Annotated in this window: 12 protein-coding genes; 5 read left to right on the forward strand and 7 right to left on the reverse strand. The window is 40.6% G+C overall.

Annotation, left to right across the window (positions count from 1 at the left end; translation table 11 throughout):
• Window positions 1-18: 18 nt before the first annotated feature.
• Window positions 19-1,467 carry a dihydrolipoyl dehydrogenase gene (locus tag H5116_RS10740; RefSeq protein ID WP_182672506.1) on the reverse strand — a complete coding sequence of 483 codons (1,449 nt, stop codon included), beginning with the start codon at window positions 1,465-1,467 and terminating at the stop codon, window positions 19-21.
• An 81-nt stretch (window positions 1,468-1,548) separates the two neighbouring features.
• Window positions 1,549-2,277, reverse strand: coding sequence for a glutathione peroxidase (locus tag H5116_RS10745; protein ID WP_182692706.1), 729 nt, complete (start codon window positions 2,275-2,277; stop codon window positions 1,549-1,551).
• Between the two features lie 113 nt (window positions 2,278-2,390).
• Between H5116_RS10745 and H5116_RS10750 the strand changes: the two genes are divergently transcribed.
• A complete protein-coding gene (locus tag H5116_RS10750) occupies window positions 2,391-3,293 on the forward strand; it encodes a LysR substrate-binding domain-containing protein (RefSeq protein WP_182711533.1) in 903 nt (300 codons plus the stop codon).
• Here H5116_RS10750 and H5116_RS10755 read toward each other — a convergent pair.
• A complete protein-coding gene (locus H5116_RS10755) occupies window positions 3,277-4,470 on the reverse strand; it encodes a flagellar assembly protein FlgT (protein ID WP_182692704.1) in 1,194 nt (397 codons plus the stop codon). The genes H5116_RS10750 and H5116_RS10755 overlap by 17 nt on opposite strands.
• 140 nt (window positions 4,471-4,610) lie before the next feature.
• On the opposite strand from H5116_RS10755, the gene H5116_RS10760 reads away from it, so the two are divergent.
• From H5116_RS10760 to H5116_RS10770, 3 genes are all read left to right on the forward strand, one after another.
• A complete protein-coding gene (locus H5116_RS10760; protein WP_182692703.1) occupies window positions 4,611-5,069 on the forward strand; it encodes an LPP20 family lipoprotein in 459 nt (152 codons plus the stop codon).
• A gap of 129 nt (window positions 5,070-5,198) precedes the next feature.
• Entirely contained in the window at window positions 5,199-5,906 is a 708-nt protein-coding gene (locus tag H5116_RS10765) for a transglutaminase-like cysteine peptidase (RefSeq protein WP_182692702.1), read from the forward strand.
• Window positions 5,906-7,861 carry a LapD/MoxY N-terminal periplasmic domain-containing protein gene (locus H5116_RS10770; protein ID WP_182716113.1) on the forward strand — a complete coding sequence of 652 codons (1,956 nt, stop codon included), beginning with the start codon at window positions 5,906-5,908 and terminating at the stop codon, window positions 7,859-7,861. Before H5116_RS10765 ends, H5116_RS10770 begins: the two co-directional genes overlap by 1 nt.
• 19 nt (window positions 7,862-7,880) lie before the next feature.
• Here the strand turns inward: H5116_RS10770 and H5116_RS10775 are convergent, their stop codons facing one another.
• From H5116_RS10775 to H5116_RS10790, 4 genes are all read right to left on the reverse strand, one after another.
• On the reverse strand, window positions 7,881-8,468 hold the full coding sequence (locus tag H5116_RS10775; RefSeq protein ID WP_138488691.1) for a response regulator transcription factor: 588 nt from the start codon (window positions 8,466-8,468) through the stop codon (window positions 7,881-7,883).
• A gap of 22 nt (window positions 8,469-8,490) precedes the next feature.
• Window positions 8,491-9,912, reverse strand: a complete 1,422-nt coding sequence (locus H5116_RS10780) for an HlyD family type I secretion periplasmic adaptor subunit (protein ID WP_182693280.1) — start codon at window positions 9,910-9,912, stop codon at window positions 8,491-8,493.
• Window positions 9,909-12,047: a type I secretion system permease/ATPase gene (locus tag H5116_RS10785; RefSeq protein ID WP_182716114.1), complete on the reverse strand. Its 2,139-nt coding sequence runs from the start codon at window positions 12,045-12,047 to the stop codon at window positions 9,909-9,911. The genes H5116_RS10780 and H5116_RS10785 overlap by 4 nt, the downstream gene beginning before the upstream one ends.
• Window positions 12,048-12,155: 108 nt before the next feature.
• A complete protein-coding gene (locus H5116_RS10790) occupies window positions 12,156-14,132 on the reverse strand; it encodes a TolC family outer membrane protein (protein ID WP_182693282.1) in 1,977 nt (658 codons plus the stop codon).
• Between the two features lie 240 nt (window positions 14,133-14,372).
• On the opposite strand from H5116_RS10790, the gene H5116_RS10795 reads away from it, so the two are divergent.
• Window positions 14,373-21,433, forward strand: a 7,061-nt coding sequence (locus tag H5116_RS10795; protein ID WP_182716115.1) for an Ig-like domain-containing protein, incomplete at its 3' end; no start/stop codon positions are given.

A 21,433-nucleotide genomic window follows, 5' to 3' on the forward strand; every position in this document is an offset into this window, starting at 1 on the left:
GTATGTGTGGTAAATAGGTTATGCGCCTGGGCCACATTCCATACATGAATTTACAATGTCTGGGCCAAATTTAAGTTTGGCGTTTAAGTCGCGAAGAGCGGTGCGTAACCCTTCTTCAATTACTGGGTGGTAAAATGGCATATCAAGCATTTCTGGTACGGTCATTTTGTTTTGTACAGCCCAAGCTAATAAGTGAGCGATGTGTTCGGCTTGTGGGCCAATAAATTCTGCACCTAAAAATAAGCCTGTGCCTTGCTCTGCATATACACGCATATGACCTTTGTTTTTAAGCATTACTCGGCTACGGCCTTGGTTTTCAAAGCTTACTTCGCCTACTTCAAAACAACCGCATGGGCCTAATCGGTCAGTAATTTGCTTGTAGCTTTCGCCTACCATTGCTATTTGTGGGTCGCTAAATACAGCTGCAATTTTTGCTCTGCGCAGACCTATACGTACATCTGGGAAGCGCCCTGCATTTTGACCTGCAATAGCACCTTGGTCAGATGCTTCGTGTAACAGTGGTAGCATGTTACTTGCATCGCCTGCTATAAATATGTTCGACTCACCACACTGCATTGTATGTGTGTCTGCGTGCGGTACGCCGCGTTCATCAAGTTCAATGCCTGTGTTTTCAAGGCCTAGTTTATCTACGTTAGGTACTCGGCCTGTGGCTGCAAGTACGTAGTCAAACTGTTCGGTGTGTTTTTCACCTTGTTTGTCGGTGTAAGTTAGCTGTGCTTTGTCACCAACTTGCATCATGTCAGATACGTTTGAGTCGGTATCTACAAAAAATTCTTCAGCAAAAACAGTATTTGCGTAGTCTTTTACTACTGGATCTGTAAGTGGGCCAATTGCGCCGCCTACACCAAATAGTTTTACATTTACGCCTAGTCGGCTAAGTGCTTGGCCAATTTCAAGACCTATTACACCAGGGCCAAATACAGCGACTGATTCTGGTAGGTCATCCCAATCAAATACGTCGTCGTTTATAATAAGTTTGTCACCAAAGTTATTAAATACGCCAGGGTATGAAGGGCGTGAACCGGTGGCAATTACAAAGCGTTTTGCTGTAATAATTGTATGGTCGTCTATTTGTACGCGGTTTGCGTCTAAAAATTTAGCGTAACCACGAATTTTATCACCATCTGGTAATTCATCTACGGCTTCTACTACGAACCCTGCAAAACGATCTCGTTCACTTTTAACGCGTGCCATAACTGCTTTGCCATCAATGACAGGCTTTGAGCTATGAACACCAAATGCAGGTGCCATTTCAATTGCGTGTGCGGCTTCAGCGGCTGCAATCAATAACTTGCTTGGCATACAACCAACACGTGCACATGTGGTGCCGTATGGGCCTGATTCGATCATTAATACATTTTGTGTGAACTGTTTAGCATTACGATAAGCACTTAAACCAGCAGTGCCAGCGCCTATAACAACAACATCGGTTTGCAATTCTTTCATAGTGGTATCCTTTATTATTTTCAATCTAAGCGATGAGATTGATATAGAGGGGCGCGTACGCCCCTGCTATTTTTTACTTAATTAAGCAAAGTATTTTTCTAAGTCGTCTGAACCACCGATGTGCTTACCACCAATGAATATTTGTGGAACAGTGTCACGACCAGATACAGCTTTTAGACTTGTTAGTGATGCGCCTGCACCCATAACAATCTCTTCATATGCGAAGCCTTTTTCTGCAAGAAGCTCTTTTGCTTTTTTACAAAAAGGACAGCCAGGTTTAGTAAAGATGCTTACAGGTTCTGGTTTAGCTTGCTTAGGGTTGATGTAATCAAGCATTGTGTCTGCGTCAGATACTTCAAACGGGTCACCTGGTAAATCTGGTTCGATGAACATTTTGTCAACCACGCCATCTTTAACAAGCATAGAGTATCTCCAGCTGCGCTTACCAAAGCCTAGATCGTTTTTGTCTACTAACATGCCCATGCCGTCAGTAAATTCGCCGTTGCCGTCTGGTAATAAAGTAATGTTTTGCGCTTCTTGATGCTCAGCCCATGCGTTCATTACAAAGGTATCGTTTACTGATAAACATACAATTTCGTCAACGCCGTTTTGCTTAAGTACGCCTGCTAATTCGTTGTAACGTGGTAAGTGAGTTGATGAACATGTTGGTGTGAATGCACCAGGTAGTGAAAACACTACAACCGTTTTACCTTTAAAAATTTCATCTGTTGTTACTGATTTCCATTCGTTATTTTGACGAGTTGCAAATGTAACACTTGGGACTGTTTGACCTTCGATATTGTTTAACATAGTTTTTTGTTCCTCTTGATTTGTTGATAGCCATTATGGCGAACAATTAAATATAGTTCCAATCGTTTGTTTGTATTAAACTGATAGTTATAAACTATCATGCGGAGCTGAATATGAACTTAAAAGATTTTGAATATGTAAAAGCAATAGCGCAATACAAGCACTTTCGCAAAGCTGCCAATGCATGTTTTGTAAGTCAGCCTACATTAAGTGGCCAAGTAAAAAAACTCGAACATGAGCTTGGCGTTACTTTATTTGACCGCTCAACTAAACAAGTTACGTTAACAGCAAAAGGTGAACGTTTGTTGACGCAAATAGAGATTATTTTAGAACAAACGCAAATACTCAAAGAACTTGCTGCTACTTCTAATGAGCCCCTACAAGGTAAATTAACTATTGGTATTATTCCTACCATTGCGCCTTACTTGTTGCCTGCGTTATTAACATCAATGAAAGCGGCATTTATTGATAGTCAGTTTTCGTTTATTGAGATGCAAACAGCAACAATTTTAGAAGCTTTAAATAATGGCGAACTCGACTTTGCTATTTTAGCCGATGTGCCAGAGCTTATTAATTACCATACGGTTGCTTTATACAAAGAAGATTTTTTAGTGGCGGTATCACAAGATAACGCGCTTTCTAAGCATAAAAAAGTGGCGTTGAGCGACCTTCAAGGATGCAGCCTACTAATGTTAAGTGATGGTCATTGCTTTAAAGATCAAGCCCAAAAGTTTTGTTTTTCTGCGGGAGTCGATATATCTAATCAGTATAAAGGTAATAGTTTAGAAACATTATTAGCGTTAGTGGCCATGGATGACGGTATTACATTTGTACCAAAACTGGCATGTACCGACCGTGTAGGGATTGATTACTTGCCTATATTCCCTAATCAGCAGCGTAATGTGGTGTTTGCATGCAGAAAGCATTATCCGCATTTATCGGGTGTAGAACAATTGGGCAAGTGGTTATCGGCTCACCCTAATTTAAAAGCTAAATTAACTAAAGATCTTGGCTGATTATTTCTACTACATCGTTAATTTGCACGCCAGGTAGTGGTTTGTCATCAATACTGACAGCTACTGCAGTTTGCTGATAAAGCTGCTCAACGCGAATTTTATTAAGCGTGGTGATGGTGTGTGGCATAACATTACCCGCTGCGTCGGTTAAATAGTTATGGTGCGCAATGCTTAGCATCTGGCCTTTTTTTAACCCATGAGCTTTACCTAAATTAATAACGATTTTGCTATTTTCCATGTGCATTATTTTGCCTTGAGTTGGCAAACACGCCATGGCTGCTTGAATGTCATAACTTACTGCTTGGTTGATATCGGTTATGCTTTGCCCATAAGGCGATTGCCAAAACCTATCACTATTAACGTCAACTATGGTTGTTTTTTCAAATGGCCAAATTGCTTGAGTATGGTAACTATTTTGCCAAAGTTGCTCATAGGTAGTGCCATCAAATAATACAAATTCAATGTTGTAACTGCGCTCGTACGCCTCGTCTTGCCAAAATGCATAATCGTTATTGAGTTTGTCGCTAGTTGAAAGGCTGGTTATTTGGCTAAGCAGAACATATTGAGCGTTACTGCGCGAAGATATTTCTTCTAATTGGGCATTTGAATAGTCGTGCTGTTGCGAAAAGTACTTATCAACGCTTATTGCATTATTATAGTAAGCAATAGGTACTGCGCTCATTTTTGATTTTTGCAGGGAAGTAAAAATATTTTTGCTAATCGCTTTGCTTACGTCAAATATTTGACCCATTTTGGCGTGTTCACGATGAACAAGTTGGCTTTGTGTAACGGCCACAAATTTATTAAAACTATTTTGTGGGCATTGCTCTGTTTGAGAAAAAATATCGAGCCGTAATGTAACGGCAAATTTATTGTCGTATTTATTTTCGCTGACCAGTTCAATTTTTTGAATTTCGCCGTGGCTGCTAATTTTTAGCTGATCTTGCATCAACACGCCATCTACCAAGGTTTGCACAGAGCTAACCCGTGCGCCAGAGAATACTAACGCCTGTGTAATCGCATCTTTTATAGCGGCAGATTTAGCAGCGCTTGTATCACCATTTTGGACGTTTGCGTGACCCGTTGATTCATACCACTGTGCTTTAGTAAAAGGGGAGAACGTTAATAATGCCGTTGCACTTAACCCTGCAAATGCCAATGATAAAAACGACTTCATACCTTTACTCCAATTAAACGTTAGCTATTAACTAGGTAGAGCAAGGACTGTACCAATGTTATTTGGTAATTATTAGTAATGCTATAAATGGCATTAAACGTGCATATGTACTGCTAATTACTATACAAGGGCTAAATGCTATGCGAGCAATTTCATTACTTATCACACTTGGGTGTTTAACCTTAGGTGGTTGTAGCAGCGTTTTTGATAAGCATGTTGAATATAAATATGTAGAGCCAAATAATTACCCCGTTTTAAAAGCGATAGGGTATGCACCTATTAGCTTGCAAAAAGGTGCTAACTTGTCGCAAAAGCAACTTATGGCCATTAAGGCTTCTAAGCTTGAAGCTTACCGGGAGCTTACTGAGCAAGTCTATGGGCAAAAAATTACCGCAGGAATAACGGTGGAAGGCTCAATTGCTCAAGACGATTACTTAGAAAGTAAAGTGCAGGGGCTTATTAAAGGTGCACAAATAATTAAAACTTACGCAGTAGATGATACTTACGTGACCGAGCTTGAGCTTAATATGAAGCGTGTGCACGATTTATACATAGGTGAAGTAAAACCACGCGAAGTTAAAAAAGTAACGTACTACTAAAAAAGTTATTCAAAATATCTCATCCTCCTATATTGAGTGCTATGCTGTTGTTAGGATTAATTTTAAGCAGATTGCGTAGTGCTCAACAGATGTATTTTATTGCCACTTATATTAACAGTGGCTCTGTAAATGGCGATTAAGCCAAGTCATTTAAATCCTCAATTATTTATATGGTGCAAAGCCAATTTGCGCTACCTATTGCTGTTTTTTGTACTCTCCAGTGGTGTGCTTGCAAGTCGACTAACTATTCAATTTAATACCTTTATAGAGCTCATGGGTCAAAAATATGGACCTGCGCGAGCGGCGGTTGCACGCAACTGGCAAAGCATGTTGGTGCAAACTCAAAACAAGCCAGAGCAACAACAAATTCTTATTGTTAATGATTTTTTTGCGCGTAATTTACGCTACCAGACAGATATTTTGCTATGGAAACAAAACGATTATTGGGCAACCCCTTTAGAAACATTAGGCAGAGGCCTCGGTGATTGTGAAGATTACGCAATAGCAAAATATATCAGCTTAAGAGCGTTAGGTGTGAGCGACGACAAGTTACGCCTTATTTATGTAAAAGCAAAAATTGCGGGCACTAACAAAACGCAAGCGCATATGGTGTTAGGTTATTTTGCTACACCAAACGCTCAGCCACTTATTTTAGACAGTTTAATAACAAAGGTTTTACCTGCTGCAAAACGTGTAGATTTAAGCCCTGTTTTTAGCTTTAACAGCCAAGGTTTATGGGCTAATAATTCAACCAAAAGTGTAGCCAGCCCAACAGCAAGACTTTCACGCTGGCGTAAAATTTTGGAGCAGACAACCCAAGAAGGAGTTATGTGGTAATGGCATCATTTTCCTTATCTAAGTATCTTAAAAAACGAAAAATAACACTCAGGCAAGAGCTATGGATTGCATTATTAATTGTTATTTTTGTGGGCTTTATAAGTAGTGTTTTAATTAGTACTAATTCGGCTAAAAGTTATTTTTCGACCCAGCTGTACTTAAAAAATGTAGATAACGCCAGCTCACTTGCGTTGATGATCAGTCAATTAGACAAAGACCCCGTTGAGCTTGAATTATTAGTTTCAGCCACATTTGATACCGGTCACTATAAGCGAATAGAGCTACAAAACCCGAATGGTGAGGTGATTGTTAAACGCACATTTACCGATGAGCTTAAAGCGACGGCTCCTAAGTGGTTTAGGGCAATGTATGGATTAAATGTTCAACCAGGAGTTGGGCAAGTAAATAATGGTTGGCAGCAATTTGGAACTTTGTTTATAGAAAGCCATAGTCAATATGCTGAGCAAGCCTTATGGGAAAGTGTGCTTAAACTATTTTTTAGTTTTTTAATTGTCGCTTTTTTTGCTTGTATAGTTAGTGCTTACTTTTTAAGTAGGATATTAAAACCGCTAGATGATGTTGTGTATCAGGCTAATGCATTTGGTGAAAAACGTTTTATTAAATCCACCGTCCCTCGTACATTTGAGTTTGCACGTTTAGTGCAATCTATGAACCAATTATCTACCCGTTTTAGTCGTATTATTAAAGAAGATAGTAAACGTTTAGAAGAGCTTAGATTTAAATCACAACATGATGAGCTAACTGGTTTAGCAAATAGAGAATACTTTGGTGCAACGCTTGAGGCCCACTTACAAAAATCGAAAGATCATGCCCATGGCGCCTTGTTTTTATTTCGGGTTGTAAACCTAGATAAAATGAGCGAACAAATTAGCCGTGTAGAAATGGTTAATTTCTTACGTCGTTTTTCGCAGGTTTTAATCGAGTTTTTAGAATCAAATGAAGCACACTTTTCAGAAAACTACATAGCCCGAATATCACATAATGACTTTACTGTACTGTTTAGTGATACTGATGATATTGAACTATTGAGTAAAAAAGTAGTTAGGCTTCATGAATCTTTTATTGAAGAGTATAAAAATATTGAATTAGCTATACCGCATAGTTGCACTTACATACAAAAGAATGACACGCGGTTTGATGTATTAAAACGAGCCGATGAACTTTTAAAATCAGCCGATAATAAACCAGGTGTTCAAGCAAAAGTAAGTGACAATAAACAAAAAAGCGAGTTATTTGATGATGCAACGAGTTGGCAAAATGCAATAGAAGAAGCTCTAGATAACAAAGCGCTAGAAATTAACACATACCCAGTAACGAGTTTTACGGGGCAGTTGATGCAAAATCAATTAGGACTGAGCCTAGAGCTTGGCGGGCAAATATATCGGGCAAGTTATTATTACCAATGGGCTAATCGCTTAAAGTTATTAGCGCGTTTAGATTGGGGATTAATTAAGGCGTTGGTTGCTCAGTATAGTATTGAGCCACCAAGTGAGCTGATTTCGGTTGAGTTATCTGCCCAAACATTACTTGATGATGCTGCGCTTGCTTCAATTCTTACCTATCTATCGGCATTTCCTGATTTAGCCTCTAAAATTTGCTTTGATATACGAGAAAGTATTGCCGTCAGCGAAATTAAAATATTTAAAGGCTTTTGTGAAGATGTAAGGTGTATGGGCGCTAAGGTGGCGTTAAAACGTGTAGGTCCTGAATTTACTAAAATTGAAAAAATTCAGGAGTTTGGGCTTGAAATGATTAAGATTGATAGCGTTTATGGGCATAATATTAGTTACAGCCAAGATAACCAAACATTCCTGCGAGGGGTTTGTACTTTAGCGCACTCTATTGGTATTAAAGTGGTCGCACAAGGTGTTACCAGTCAAGATGACCTCGATACACTTATTAACTTAGGCTTTGATGGGGTTATTAAAGAGTAAAAGGGCATTAACCGTGCGGTTAATGCCCTTTTACAACTAACATTAATTGGATGCGGTCGCGTACTTTTAGCTTATTAAATATAGAACCCATATGCTCTTTAATCGTACGCTCTGTAATATTTAAAGATTCTGCAGCCTGTTTATTAGTAGCGCCAGTTACAACAATATCAACTACTTGGCGTTCTCGTTTTGTGAGTAACTCAAGCTCGCATGTACTCGCATATTTAAACGGTGTATTTGATAAAGCTCCCACTAAATTAGATAGTAATTGTCCTGGTAACCATATTCCGCCAGAACAAATAGTCTCAAGTACTTGTTCAATAATTACTTTAGTGGCGAGTGCTTCTACGTATCCTTTAGCTCCTGCTTCAAGCGCACTCCTTAGTTGATTTATTTCTAGTTCGTTGGTCATAACAATAACGAGTAAACGTTGTTGCGAATACTTTTTAACGAGCTCAAGCCAGTTCGGTGTACCGGCTAAAACCCAAATAATACTTGATGCCGTTACTCTGTTTGGTTCTTTTGTGCATATTAAACAACCAGGAAACGCTGCACGCCAGTGCTTCGATTCAAATTCAGGCTGTGTAATAAAAATACTTTGGCGCATTATTTCTCCATTTATTAAATGCTTAACGCTCTGTCATTGCTTGCGATGTAGCTCTAAGAACTGGTTTTAAAAGATACTCAAGTACGGTTTTTTTACCGGTAATAATATCCACTTGAGTGGTCATACCTGGAATAATAGTCAGCTCTTTTGAAAAGTTATTTTTGGTGGTTTTTAGTTGCACCAAATAAAAGGTATTCTCACGATCATCTGTAATGGTATCGGCGCTAATATGTAAAACCTCTGCCTCAAGGCCTCCATATACGGCAAAGTCGTAGGCACTAAATTTTATCATCGCAGATTGCCCAGGGCGTAAAAATGCAATGTCTTTAGGAGGAATTTTTGCCTCTACTACAAGTTGATCGTCAAGCGGGACAATTTCCATAACATCGCTACCGGGCTGTAAAATACCGCCAACAGTATTAACTAATAATCGCTGTACAGTGCCTTTAACAGGAGAACGTATTTCGGTTTGTGTTACTTTATCGGCCAAGCCAGATTCAGTTTCTTTAATTGAATCTAGTCGAAGTAGCGCTTCGGATAGTTCATTGTTCCAACGGTTAATCATAACGAGTTCAACTTCGGTTACTTTATTTTTAGCTTCGTTAATGGCCGAAAGGCTCCTATTTATAACTGCCTTGGTTCTGTTTATCTCGCCGTTTAGATCAACTATTTGGCGCTCTAAACGAATAATATCTATATCTGAGATAGCGCCCGTGCGTAACAATGGGCGAGTAACAGAGAGCTCTCTGTTTGTTAAGCGCAGCGCGCTCGTATGCTGCTCAAGTGCCGCTTTGGCTTCAATGTAATCTTGGTGTCGCTGCTCTAGTTGGCGTTTGTGAATACTTACTTGTTGCTCTAATTCTTGGCTGTTACTCAAATAAAGAGAACGCTCATGTTGCACAACTCTAGGCGCATTTTTAATAACAGACTCACTAAATACGAGCTCCTTTTTTTGAGTGAGTGCTCTGAGTCTCGCTACTTTTGCGCTTAACGACTCAACTTTGGATTGGTTTTCTCTAAAGCTAGAAATAAAGCGGGTAGGGTCTATTTTAATGAGTACATCACCCTCATTTACTATTTGCCCCTCTTTTACATTTATTTTTTCGACCATACCACCATCATAAGATTGAATAAGTTGTAATTTATTGGAGGGAATAACTCGCCCCTCACCACGAGCAACTTCATCTAAATTAGCAAAACCAGACCACACAATAAGGCATATAAACGTTAAACAAATTAAATAGAGCAATAACCTAGCGCTTGCTGGCTCCTGTTGCATTTTTTCCCACTGCGCATCGACTACCCAGTCTTGGCTATTAGGCGGAGAAATCCATCCTTTAAATAGTTTATTAAATATTGATGGCTTGCCTTGTTTTCTTGCTTCTATTGCTCTGCTAACAGATTCAAAGGAGCGCTGTTCAAGTGGTTTTTTATTGTCACTCATGAGGCTTGCTCCACTGTCTTATTATTTAACGCTGCAATTACTTTTTGTTTTGGTCCATCAGCAACTACTTTTCCGTTATCTAAAACTATAATTCGGTCAACAAGCTCAAGTAATGATGAGCGGTGAGTCACCACGATTAAGGTTTTATCTTTAGAATAACCCTTTAAATTATTAATAATTTTACTTTCACTATTATGATCTAGTGATGATGTTGGCTCATCTAGTAATAGTATCGGAGGGTCGTTAATTATGGCTCTTGCCATACCTACAGCTTGGCGCTGCCCACCTGATAATTGACGACCTTGCTCGCCTACTTGTAAATCAAATCCGTCTGGGTGCGAATTAATTAAATCAAATAATTGGCTTCGCTCACAGGCTTCAATAATTTGCTCGTCTTTGGCATGCCAAGCACTCATGGTGAGGTTGTCTTTCAAGGTTCCATAAAACAGAGCAACGGTTTGTGGTAGGTAGCCAATATTATGACGAAGCTCAGCTGGGTCAATTTGATGTATATCATTATTGTCCATCAAAATTGATCCTGAACAGGGGTCGTATAGTCCTAAAATAAGCTTTTCTAATGTACTTTTACCTGAGCCATTACGTCCTAAAATGGCGACTTTTTCACCGGCTTTAATTTTAAAACTAACGCCGTTGAGCGCATTATGAGATTCGTCAGAGTATTTAAAACATACATCTTTAAATTCTATATCACCCTTTAAAATAGGGTGGCTTAACCAATGCTTACCAGGTGGACGCTCGACCTCTTTTTCCATAATCTCGTTCAGTGATTGCATTGCTATTGCGGCATGATGATATTGTGCTAAAACAGCGGCCGACTGCCCGATTGGGCCCATAGCACGAGACGATAATAGGTAGGCTGCAATTAACCCGCCTTGAGTTAGCTCACCTTCAATAACGAGGTGTACGCCTATTATCATTATTATTACGCCTACGCATTGCTGTATCCATGATGCTGTATTTGATATAGAGCTTGAAACGAGTCGGCTATGTGCGTTTACTTGTGCAATGTAAATGGTAGACTTTTCCCATACAGACTGTGTTTTACACTCTGAGTGAAAGCTCTTTACATCTTCAATATTGGTTAAGCTTTCGACTAATACTGCATTTCGCATTGAGCTTGCTTTCATTGTTTGTTCTGAAAGAGCCTCAAGTTTGCGGTGTGCGGCTATAGCGTAAGCTAATAATATAAGTGCGCCCGCGATAATAGGTAAACTTAGAGGTACGCCAATAATGGCAATAACAATTAAATACAAAACTACGAATGGCAAGTCTACTAATGCGACAAGTGTTATGGAGCTAAAAAAGTTACGTACAGCTTCAAATGATTGAATGTTGCTAGCAAAGGAGCCTGCGGACGATGGGCGGTTTTTTAGTTTCATACCTAATACCCGCTCCATTATTACAGCCGATACTTTGACATCTATTCTACTGGCAGCAAGCTCTACAAAGTAGCCTCTTACTAAACGCAAAACAAAGTCAGCAGTGAGTGCTATTAAAATGCCAATGGCAAGTACCCATAAGGTTTCTGTTGCGTGGTTGGGCACTACGCGGTCATATACGTTCATTACAAATAAAGGCATAGCAACCGACAAAAAACCCAAAGCAACAGCCGAAATAATTACGTCCTTATAAAGTGAGCGGCATTCTTTAATTACTCCCCAAAACCATCCGTCTTTTGATAGTTTTTCAAGTACAGGTGTTCGCTCATCAAATGCAAACTCTGGTTGAGTATAAATAACTAAACCTACACTGTTAGCAGCTAACTCATCAATGCTTTGTTCGATAACTGATTCTGTAAGTTCTGGGTAAATTACACTCACCAACTGTTTATCGTAATCAATAGAATTAATAACACAGGCTTGGTTATCTTTTAAAATTAAGATGGCAGGTAGCAGTGCTGTATTAATTTTTTGTAATGGCTTATTAACTACTTTTGATTTAAAGCCGATGCGCTTTGCTGCGCGCGAAAAACCTGATGGAGTAAGATTTCCATCAGTTAGAGGAAGTCCATTTAATAGTGCTTCTCTTGAAAACTCTTTACCATGATGACGACATAAAACTGCTAGGCAGTCAACGAGGATGCCACCATGATCAAGTACATCGTTTAATTCCATACACCATCCAATGTTATGTAGAACTGCATAGGATTGTTACTAGTAAACCTAAACTCGACTTAAATATTTCATGCCGAGTTTAGGTTATTTACATAACGTTAATTGTCTTTAGGTATCAGTAATTACAGCTTCGATACGTCGATTCGCAGCATTTGCTCTTACTGATATTTCGTTTACACGTGGTTGATCGATGCCATACCCGAACGATTTAACACGTTTAGGTTCTACATCGAATTGCTTAATCAGAATTTCAGCTACGGCAAACGCACGTTTTTCTGATAGTTTACGGTTATATTTACGGTCTCCATCTAAAGAGGCATGACCTTGTATTTCAACCTGTTTAGTTGGGTTCTCTTTTAAAAAATCTGCAAGCCGACTAATTTCTTGAATATATTGAGACCTTACATCGCTTGAGTCAGCAGAAAAAGGAATACCAATTTCTATATTCGAGGTTGATGCGCTATAAATTGTGCAACCAGATAAATCTACATTTGTACTCAAAGGTGTGCTTGGGCAAGTGTCTTGCTCATTTGGTACGCCGTCACCATCATCATCGGTAAAGCTGCTTGCTGTCGTGTCGGTTTCCAGCGGTATATCTAAGTACCTTGGCATAGCCGTTACACTCATGTATGCATTATCTTGCTTAGCTTTTTTTTGAAGAAATGCCTTGCGGCTAAAGGTGGTTGCTACATCGTAACTCGGACAGATATTTTGTGCGTTATGAACAATAGGGTCGTCAGTTAGCTCTTTTAATGTAGGGTATTTATCTGACATCACGTTAAGTGCTGGCAGTAATTTCCCCATTTCTTTTAGCATAGTTAAAATAGCTGATTGACGGTCGTAAAGCGCCACTATGTATGAACGTGTTGATTGAAATGACTCGTTTTCGGCATCAAGTACGTCTAGTAGAGTTCGTTGGCCTATATCGAATTGATCCTTATATGCAATTTTAACTTTAGTTGATGATTCGCGGTGTTGATCAAGCGCCGGTAACTTTTGCTCTAATATAGTGACGTTGTAATAAGCAATTTGCAGACTCTGACGAATATCAATACAAGACTGATCGCGTTGATATTTTGCAATGTTTATATCCTGATAGGCTTGTTCTAAATTGGCATTATCAAGACCACCATTATATAAATTATAGCTAATATCGATGCCGACTCGCGCTTCTGTTCTGGTTTCATTTTGACCAAGTTCATCTCTATCTTGGCTACCGTAGCGGGCAGATAAATCTACGTTAGGATGAAACGCTGCTTTTTGTGCTTTTGCGTTCGCTTTTTGTGCTTCAATATTATACAAAGAGGCGTAAAATGAAGGGCTATTTTTGTAAGCGACGTCTAGCGCTTGATTAACTGAAATTGGTATATTTTTTTCATCAAGGTCAGCTTGCTTTATATCGTTCATAGGAAGCTCTCCTACAACCCTTAAGTAGCGAGCGCTTACATCATGTAAATTTGAGTACTCCGTTAATACGTTAGATTGTGCTAAAGATAAGCGCCCACTAATTTGTTCTAGATCGGCAGCGCGCGCTACACCAGCTCCTACACTTTGTTCTATTTGTTGATATACAGACTCGTGCTCTTGTAAATTTGCTTCTGCAAGTTGTACTAACTCTTTGAATTTTTGTACGTCGAGCAGGGCTATTGAGGCTTCAAGTGCTGTTTGTTCTGTTTGAGAAATAAGCTCAAAGTACCTAATGAGTTGAATGCGTTTAAAGCGATCAACAGTATTCGAGGTTCTAAAACCGTCGTAAAGCATTTGAGTAACACTTAACTCGGCTGTATTACGGTTATATTCTTCTTCAACACCGTAATTTCTTCTTTCATAGCCCGCGCTTGCTGATACATCAACACTTGGTAAATAACCTGAGCGGGCAGCATCTACTCCATAAATCGAAGATTTAAAAGCATGCCATGCTTCTTGTACTTCAGGATTGTTTTCAATCGCTTTACTTGAGACATAGGTAAGTGGCATTGCTGATTGTTCATTTGCATGCACATAGTTTAGTAGAGTTGCGGCTGTAATCGTTAGTCCGATTAACATAGTCTCTTGATGTTTCTTAAAAGTGTTTTTTGTAATCATTTCTTCCTCTTAGATCCTGTTAAGACCGTAAATACTCCCTTAAGTATTTAGTAAAGGAATACTATTTTTGCAAGTAATCGTTTTGGTTAGCATAAAAAAAATTTTCTACCACTTTCTTGTTGATTTTTTATTTTTTGAATTTTTCTTTTAAACCTGTACTTGAGTACAGTATCTATGTGGCTTTTTTGTCCTACCTTTAACTTATTAGATTGTTATTTTAAAAAGTTTGAGGGTACCAAAATGGAAGCAAATCAACTGGTAGTTATTGATATTCAAGGTTCGGCAGGTGTGGTGCTGGATGATGGGTCAATAAGAGCATTAAATGTTGGTGACATTATCACCGTGGGTGATTTAGTTGTTACTGCTATTAAATCGTCTTTACAAATTGATGTGCAAGGTGAAACCTTATCTATACCCGCAAATCAAAAGGTAAAAATAACACCAGACTTATTAGCGAAAGAAGCCAGAGATTCTAGCGAAACAACTGTTTTTGATGAAAGTTTAGATGAAGCAATTGCAAGCTTAGATTTAGGGGCAGAGCAAGACCCATCAACAGCGGCTAATTCTGATGTAACAGATTTTTTAGATGCGTTAGAAGGTGATGGGGACATTCTAGATAATTTAGAGGCAACAGCCGCTGGTGGGGGTAACGCTGCGGGTGCAGATGGAGGCAGTTCGTTTGTACAGCTAACCCGAATTTCTGAAAGTGTTGATCCTAGTAGTGTTACTTTTGATTCATCTTTTGAGCAAGGCGCTACTGAAGCTTTTAATTTAAGAGATACCTCTGACGGTATTGTGCCTGATTCAACTACTGCATCTATTTCACTTAATGAGCTAGGTATTACTAACTCATCACAACCTACAATCACCGGTACGAGCGAAAACTTAATCGGCGAAACGGTTAATGTAACGGTAACTGATGTTGATGGAAACTCTCAAGTAGTTAGTGTTGTAATTGGCCCTGATGGTACCTTTGAAATAACCCTACCAACACCAATTGCTGATGGCCCTGTAACGGTTGTTGTTGAAGCGACGGATCCTGTTGGTAATCCTATAAACGACACTATTTCAATTGAGGTTGATACAACACCTCCACTTATTGCTATTGATCCTGTTGCCGATTCTGCTTCGCAAACAGTGACAGTGACAGGGACAGTATCTGGTTTGAATACTGGGGATAATGTATCAGTCACGTTAACGGATAGTGCAGGTACGGTACAAACAATAGTTACTCAGGTTGATGCTCAAGGAAATTGGGTAATTACTACCACCTCACCTTTATCTGAAGGGGAGTTTAACGTAAGCGCTGTTGCGATTGATGCAGCTGGAAATCAAGCTATAGACCAAGCTTTAGCGAATGTAGATTTAACTGCTCCGGTAATCACCGTAAATGTAACTGATGAAACAAATAACTCAACACCACCACTTGTTGGAACAACAAATGGTGTTCCTGAGGGCACTCAAGTAACAATTACTGTTACAGATAGTGCAGGACAAATACAAACATTAACTGCAGTTACCCAAGCCGATGGAAGCTGGAGTGTAGAAGTAGGGACTCCTTTACCTGAAGGTGATTTTACTGTTGATGCACAAGTAAGCGACAGTGTAGGAAACTTAGCATTAGCAAGTGATTCAGGAGTAATTGATTTAACGGCGCCTTCGGTACAAATTAATAATATTAACGACACTCAAGACACCACGCCAACGATTACAGGTAACGCGCAAGATGTACCTGCAGGCTCTATTATTAGTGTGGTTATTACCGATTTTGATGGTCAAACTCAAACATTATTAACCCAAACTAACGCTGATGGGGATTGGTCTATCGACGTAACTACGCCATTGGCTGAAGGGCAGTTTGAGGTTGATGCAAGTGTAAGTGATGCTGCAGGTAATCAAGCCCAAGCAAATAACCAAGGTGTTGTTGATTTAACAAACCCTGATATTACCGTTACTGCAATTGCTGATACTAACGATACTACACCAACATTTGTAGGTAGGGTGGAAGACGCTCCTGCGGGCTCTGTTATTACAGTATTAGTAACCGATATTAACGGTAACGTACAAACTTTAACTACTTTATTAAATGAAGATGGCACATGGAGTGTTGATGCTAGTGAAATCTTGCCAGGTGGTGAATTTACCGCAACTGCGTCAGTAACCGATGCTGCGGGTAATGAGGCATCTGCTCAAACAAACGGTGAAATAACGTTTGCTCCTATCTCAATTCAAATCGATGCAATTGCTAATACTAACGATACCACTCCATTTTTAAGTGGTAACACCGGTAATGTGCCTGCTGGTACAACCATTACTTTAACTATTACTGCAAGCGATGGCAGCACATTTACATTACTAGCAGTGACGCAAGAAGATGGTTCGTGGTCTGCACAAGTAACAACCCCTCTGCCTGAGGGCGACTTTACTGTAGTTGCAGCGGTTATAGATGACTCGGGCAATGAAGCGCAAGCAAGTGCAGTAGGTAATGTTGATTTAACTGTAAGTATTAATTTTATTATTGATACTAACGATACAACACCAACAGTTAGCGGCTCTACCCAAGACGTAGATCCTGGTGCGGTAGTAACCGTTACATTTACAGGAAGCGATGGCGTAGCAGAAACCGTGCAAGTAGTTACTGGTGCTGACGGAAGCTGGTCAGTTGAGGCAAGTAATGAATTAGTTGAAGGCCAGTTTAGTGTGGTTGCAACTGTAACTGATGCTGCGGGTAATACAGCTTCTGCAAGTGAAACTGGAGAAATTGATTTAACAGATCCTGCAATCACGATTAATCCTATTGAGGATACGAATGATGTAACCCCATCTGTAAGCGGTAATGTAATTGATGTACCTGCAGGGACCGAAGTTACATTAGTAATAACTGACAGTGAAGGTAATGAACAAACACTTACAACAACTACAAATACAGATGGTACATATACAGCGGATATTATTGCAGATCTCAGTGAAGGTGATTTCACAGTAACAGCAAGTGTTAGCGACACTGCAGGCAATAGCAGTACGGCAACTGTTACAGGTACGGTCGATTTAACCGCACCAAGTGTAACTATTAACAATATTGCTGATACAAACGATACAACACCTACTCTTACAGGCTCTACCCAAGGATTAGCATCGGGCAGTGAAGTAACTTTAATTATTACCGATAGTCTAGGGGCTGAGCAACAGTTAGTGACTACTATAAGTGCTGATGGTACTTGGAGTATTGAGATTCCAACTGCTTTAAGCGAGGGAGATTTTACAGTAACAGCTAATGTATCTGATAATGCGGGTAACGCAGCTCAAGATTCACAATTAGGCTCAGTTGATACCACCCCTCCTTTAGTTGCAATAAATGACTTTGCTGATTCAAACGATACAACGCCTACATTTAGCGGAACAACGAGTGATGTAGCACCGGGTAGCCTTGTTAGTGTTTTAGTTACTGATGCAAATGGTGAGTCACAAACATTGACGGCGGTTGTGTCAGAAGATGGAACTTGGCAAGTAGGTGCAACTCAAGCTGTTGCTGAAGGCGATTTTACAATTACAGCAACGGTAACAGACGCTGCGGGTAATGAAGCAAGCGATACTGTTAGTGGAACAATTGATTTATCAGCTCCAATTATAGCAATTAATACAATCCCAGATAGTGCCGATACTACTCCAACAATTTCAGGTTCTGTACAAAATGTACCAGCCGGAACAACTGTTACGTTAATCGTTACAGATGCTGGTGGTAATACACAAACAATTACAACACAAACGCTAGCTGATGGTAGCTGGACAGCCGATACTACTAATGAGTTAGTTGAAGGTGACTTTAGTGTTAATGCCATCGTTAGTGATGAAGCAGGTAACCAAAGTGAAGCTTCTGCACAGGGAACTATCGATAATACCGCACCAAATATTACGATTGATGCACTGGCGGATAGCAACGATACAACACCAACTATTTCAGGCACCGCAACGGGCGAACCAGAAGGCACGGTTGTTACTATTATAGTTACGGATGAAGCAGGTAACCCACAAACCATAACCACAGAAGTACAAGCCGATGGCACCTTTAGTGTTGATGTACCAAATGAATTAAGTGAAGGTGAATTTACCGTTGAAGTATCGGTTACCGATACCGCAGGTAATGAAACTACCGCAACAACAACAGGCGAAGTCGATACTGCCGCGCCAACAGTTATTATTGACCCAGTAGGTGATACTAACGACACCACCCCAACCATTTCAGGCACCGCAACGGGTGAGCCAGAGGGCACAGTTGTTACTATTACCGTAACTGATGAAGCAGGTAACCCACAAACTATCACCACTGAAGTTCAAGCTGATGGTACCTTTAGTGTTGATGTACCAAATGAATTAAGTGAGGGTGAGTTTACGGTTGAAGTATCGGTTACCGATACAGCAGGTAATGAAACTACCGCAACAACAACAGGCGAAGTTGATACTGCCGCGCCAACAGTTATTATTGACCCCGTAGGTGATACTAACGACACCACCCCAACCATTTCAGGCTCCGCAACGGGTGAGCCAGAGGGCACAGTTGTTACTATTACCGTAACTGATGAAGCAGGTAACCCACAAATAATCACCACAGAAGTACAAGCCGATGGTACCTTTAGTGTTGATGTACCGAACGAATTAAGTGAAGGCGAATTTACTGTTGAAGTATCGGTTACCGATACAGCAGGTAATGAAACTACCGCAACAACAACAGGCGAAGTTGATACTGCCGCGCCAACAGTTATTATTGACCCATTAGGTGATACTAACGACACCACCCCAACCATTTCAGGCACCGCAACGGGTGAGCCAGAGGGCACAGTTGTTACTATTACCGTAACTGATGAAGCAGGTAACCCACAAACTATCACCACTGAAGTACAAGCCGATGGCACTTTTAGTGTGAATGTACCAAATGAATTAAGTGAAGGTGAATTTACTGTTGAGGTATCGGTTACAGATACTGCGGGCAATGAAACCACAGCAACTACGACTGGCGAGGTTGATACTTTAGCACCGGTGATCACGATAGATGCACTGGCTGATAGTAACGACACCACCCCAACTATTTCAGGCACCGCAACGGGTGAGCCAGAAGGCACAGTTGTTACTATTACCGTAACTGATGAAGCTGGTAATCCACAAACTATAACCACAGAAGTACAAGCCGATGGCACCTTTAGTGTTGATGTACCAAATGAATTAAGTGAAGGCGAATTTACTGTTGAAGTATCGGTTACCGATACAGCAGGTAATGAAACTACCGCCACAACAACGGGAGAAGTTGATACCACAGCGCCAATAGTTACTATTAATGCACTAGGCGATACGAGTGATACAACACCGACCATTTCAGGCACGGTTAGCGGGGAGCCTGCTGGTTCAACCATAACTTTAACAGTGACCGATGCTAATGGTGCAGTACAAACAATTTCAGCACAAGTAATTGCAGACGGAAGTTGGACAGTAGAAGTACCTGCGGCTTTAGCTGAAGGGACCTACTCTGTAGATGCAAGTATTAGTGATAGCGCTGGTAATGAAGGCACAGCAAGTGCTTCAGGCACAATTGATACAAGCGCATTGACTATTACCATTGATGTTATTGGCGAAACTAACGATCAAACACCTCAAATAAATGGTGATACTTTTAATGCACAAGTTGGCTCTCAAGTTGAAGTTCAGATCACTGACTCAGCGGGTGGAATAATTACTTTAACTACGGTTGTTGATGAAAACGGACTCTGGAGTGTTACTCCGCCAGCCGATTTGGTTGAAGGCACCATTTTAATTAGTGCGACAGTAACAGACATAGGTGGTGGAAGCGCAAATGCAGAGCTTGATGCTGTAATTGATATTACGCCTCCAACCATACAAGTAAATGAACTAGAAACAAGTAATGATACAACACCGGTTATTTCTGGTAACACAACTGACGTAGTTGCAGGCACAGTTATAAATTTAACGGTTACTGATTCTCAAGGGGTTGTTCGCACATTTAGCACAACAACAGATGCAGATGGTAATTGGAGTGTTGAACTTTCCCAAGAGTTGGCCTCGGGCGATTATTCTGTAGAAGCTGAAGTATCTGATGCTGCTGGAAATAGTGCTTCAGATACTGCTACAGGCATTATAGATACATCAGGGCCTAGCTTAACCGTAAACTTTGATACTGTAACTAACGACTCAACACCTACCATTTCAGGCACTAGTGATGCAGACGTTGGTACCAGTATCACGGTTGTTATTACTGATGATAACGGGGTTGAACAAACACTTACCACCACAGTAGATGCAAATGGTAACTGGGAAGTAACTCCACAAACAGATTTAAATGAAGGTGATAACACCATCGAAGTGAGTGTATCTGACGAAGCAGGAAATACGACAACAGTTACAGATACAATTACGTTAGACACGCAAGCGCCAATACTCACCATTCAAAACGTAGGCGATGTCAGCGACTTAACACCCGAGCTGCAGGGCACCAGTAATGAAATTGGTGGCACTGTTACACTCACCATCACCGACAGCGCAGGCGCTGTGCAAACCATTGAGACCCTAGTTGGCAGCGATGGCCACTGGAACATTGAGATTCCAGGTGCCCTTGCACAAGGTGACTTTACTGTAAGCGCGAGTATTACCGATGCGGCAGGCAACGAGAGCACCGCAAACAGCAGTGGTAATGTGGATACTATTACGCCAATCGTCACCGTTGATGCACTGGGCCTTGGCAACGATAGCACCCCAGTTGTTAGTGGTACCTCAACAGAGCCTGAAGGCACCGTTGTAAACATTGTTATTACTGACAGTAACGGTGATGAACACCCAATCACCGCCACCGTGGATGCAAACGGTGATTGGCAAGCAACCAGCCCTGAATTACCAGATGGAAGCTACACCGTGCAAGCCAGTATCACCGATGATGCAGGCAACACCGGCGGCGCGACACAAACGGGCAACCTAGATACCTTAGCGCCAACACTGACGTTAGACACAGTCGGCGCAACCAACGACAGCACGCCAACAATCAGCGGGACATCAAACGCGCCAGTAGGCACGGTTATAACGATTAACGTCACGGATGCAGATAATACAGAAACGTTTACCGCGACAGTGCAAGCCGATGGCAGCTGGTCAGCAGATGTACCGAACGCGTTAACTGATGGTCCACTCACTATTGAAGCAAGCGTTAGTGATAACGCCGGTAATACCACTACATTAAGTGAAACCGCAACACTCAACACCACGGCCCCAAGCATTAGTATTAATGCACTGGTTGACACCAA

This window comes from Pseudoalteromonas sp. SG45-2, from assembly GCF_014164115.1.
Lineage (GTDB): Bacteria > Pseudomonadota > Gammaproteobacteria > Enterobacterales > Alteromonadaceae > Pseudoalteromonas > Pseudoalteromonas distincta.

Bases quoted from the DNA above. Each gene is read 5' to 3' on its own strand.
- H5116_RS10740 (WP_182672506.1), bottom strand. From the start codon at position 1,467: ATGAAAGAATTGCAAACCGATGTTGTTGTTATAGGCGCTGGCACTGCT.
- H5116_RS10745 (WP_182692706.1), bottom strand. From the start codon at position 2,277: ATGTTAAACAATATCGAAGGTCAAACAGTCCCAAGTGTTACATTTGCA.
- H5116_RS10750 (WP_182711533.1), top strand. From the start codon at position 2,391: ATGAACTTAAAAGATTTTGAATATGTAAAAGCAATAGCGCAATACAAG.
- H5116_RS10755 (WP_182692704.1), bottom strand. From the start codon at position 4,470: ATGAAGTCGTTTTTATCATTGGCATTTGCAGGGTTAAGTGCAACGGCA.
- H5116_RS10760 (WP_182692703.1), top strand. From the start codon at position 4,611: ATGCGAGCAATTTCATTACTTATCACACTTGGGTGTTTAACCTTAGGT.
- H5116_RS10765 (WP_182692702.1), top strand. From the start codon at position 5,199: ATGGCGATTAAGCCAAGTCATTTAAATCCTCAATTATTTATATGGTGC.
- H5116_RS10770 (WP_182716113.1), top strand. From the start codon at position 5,906: ATGGCATCATTTTCCTTATCTAAGTATCTTAAAAAACGAAAAATAACA.
- H5116_RS10775 (WP_138488691.1), bottom strand. From the start codon at position 8,468: ATGCGCCAAAGTATTTTTATTACACAGCCTGAATTTGAATCGAAGCAC.
- H5116_RS10780 (WP_182693280.1), bottom strand. From the start codon at position 9,912: ATGAGTGACAATAAAAAACCACTTGAACAGCGCTCCTTTGAATCTGTT.
- H5116_RS10785 (WP_182716114.1), bottom strand. From the start codon at position 12,047: ATGGAATTAAACGATGTACTTGATCATGGTGGCATCCTCGTTGACTGC.
- H5116_RS10790 (WP_182693282.1), bottom strand. From the start codon at position 14,132: ATGATTACAAAAAACACTTTTAAGAAACATCAAGAGACTATGTTAATC.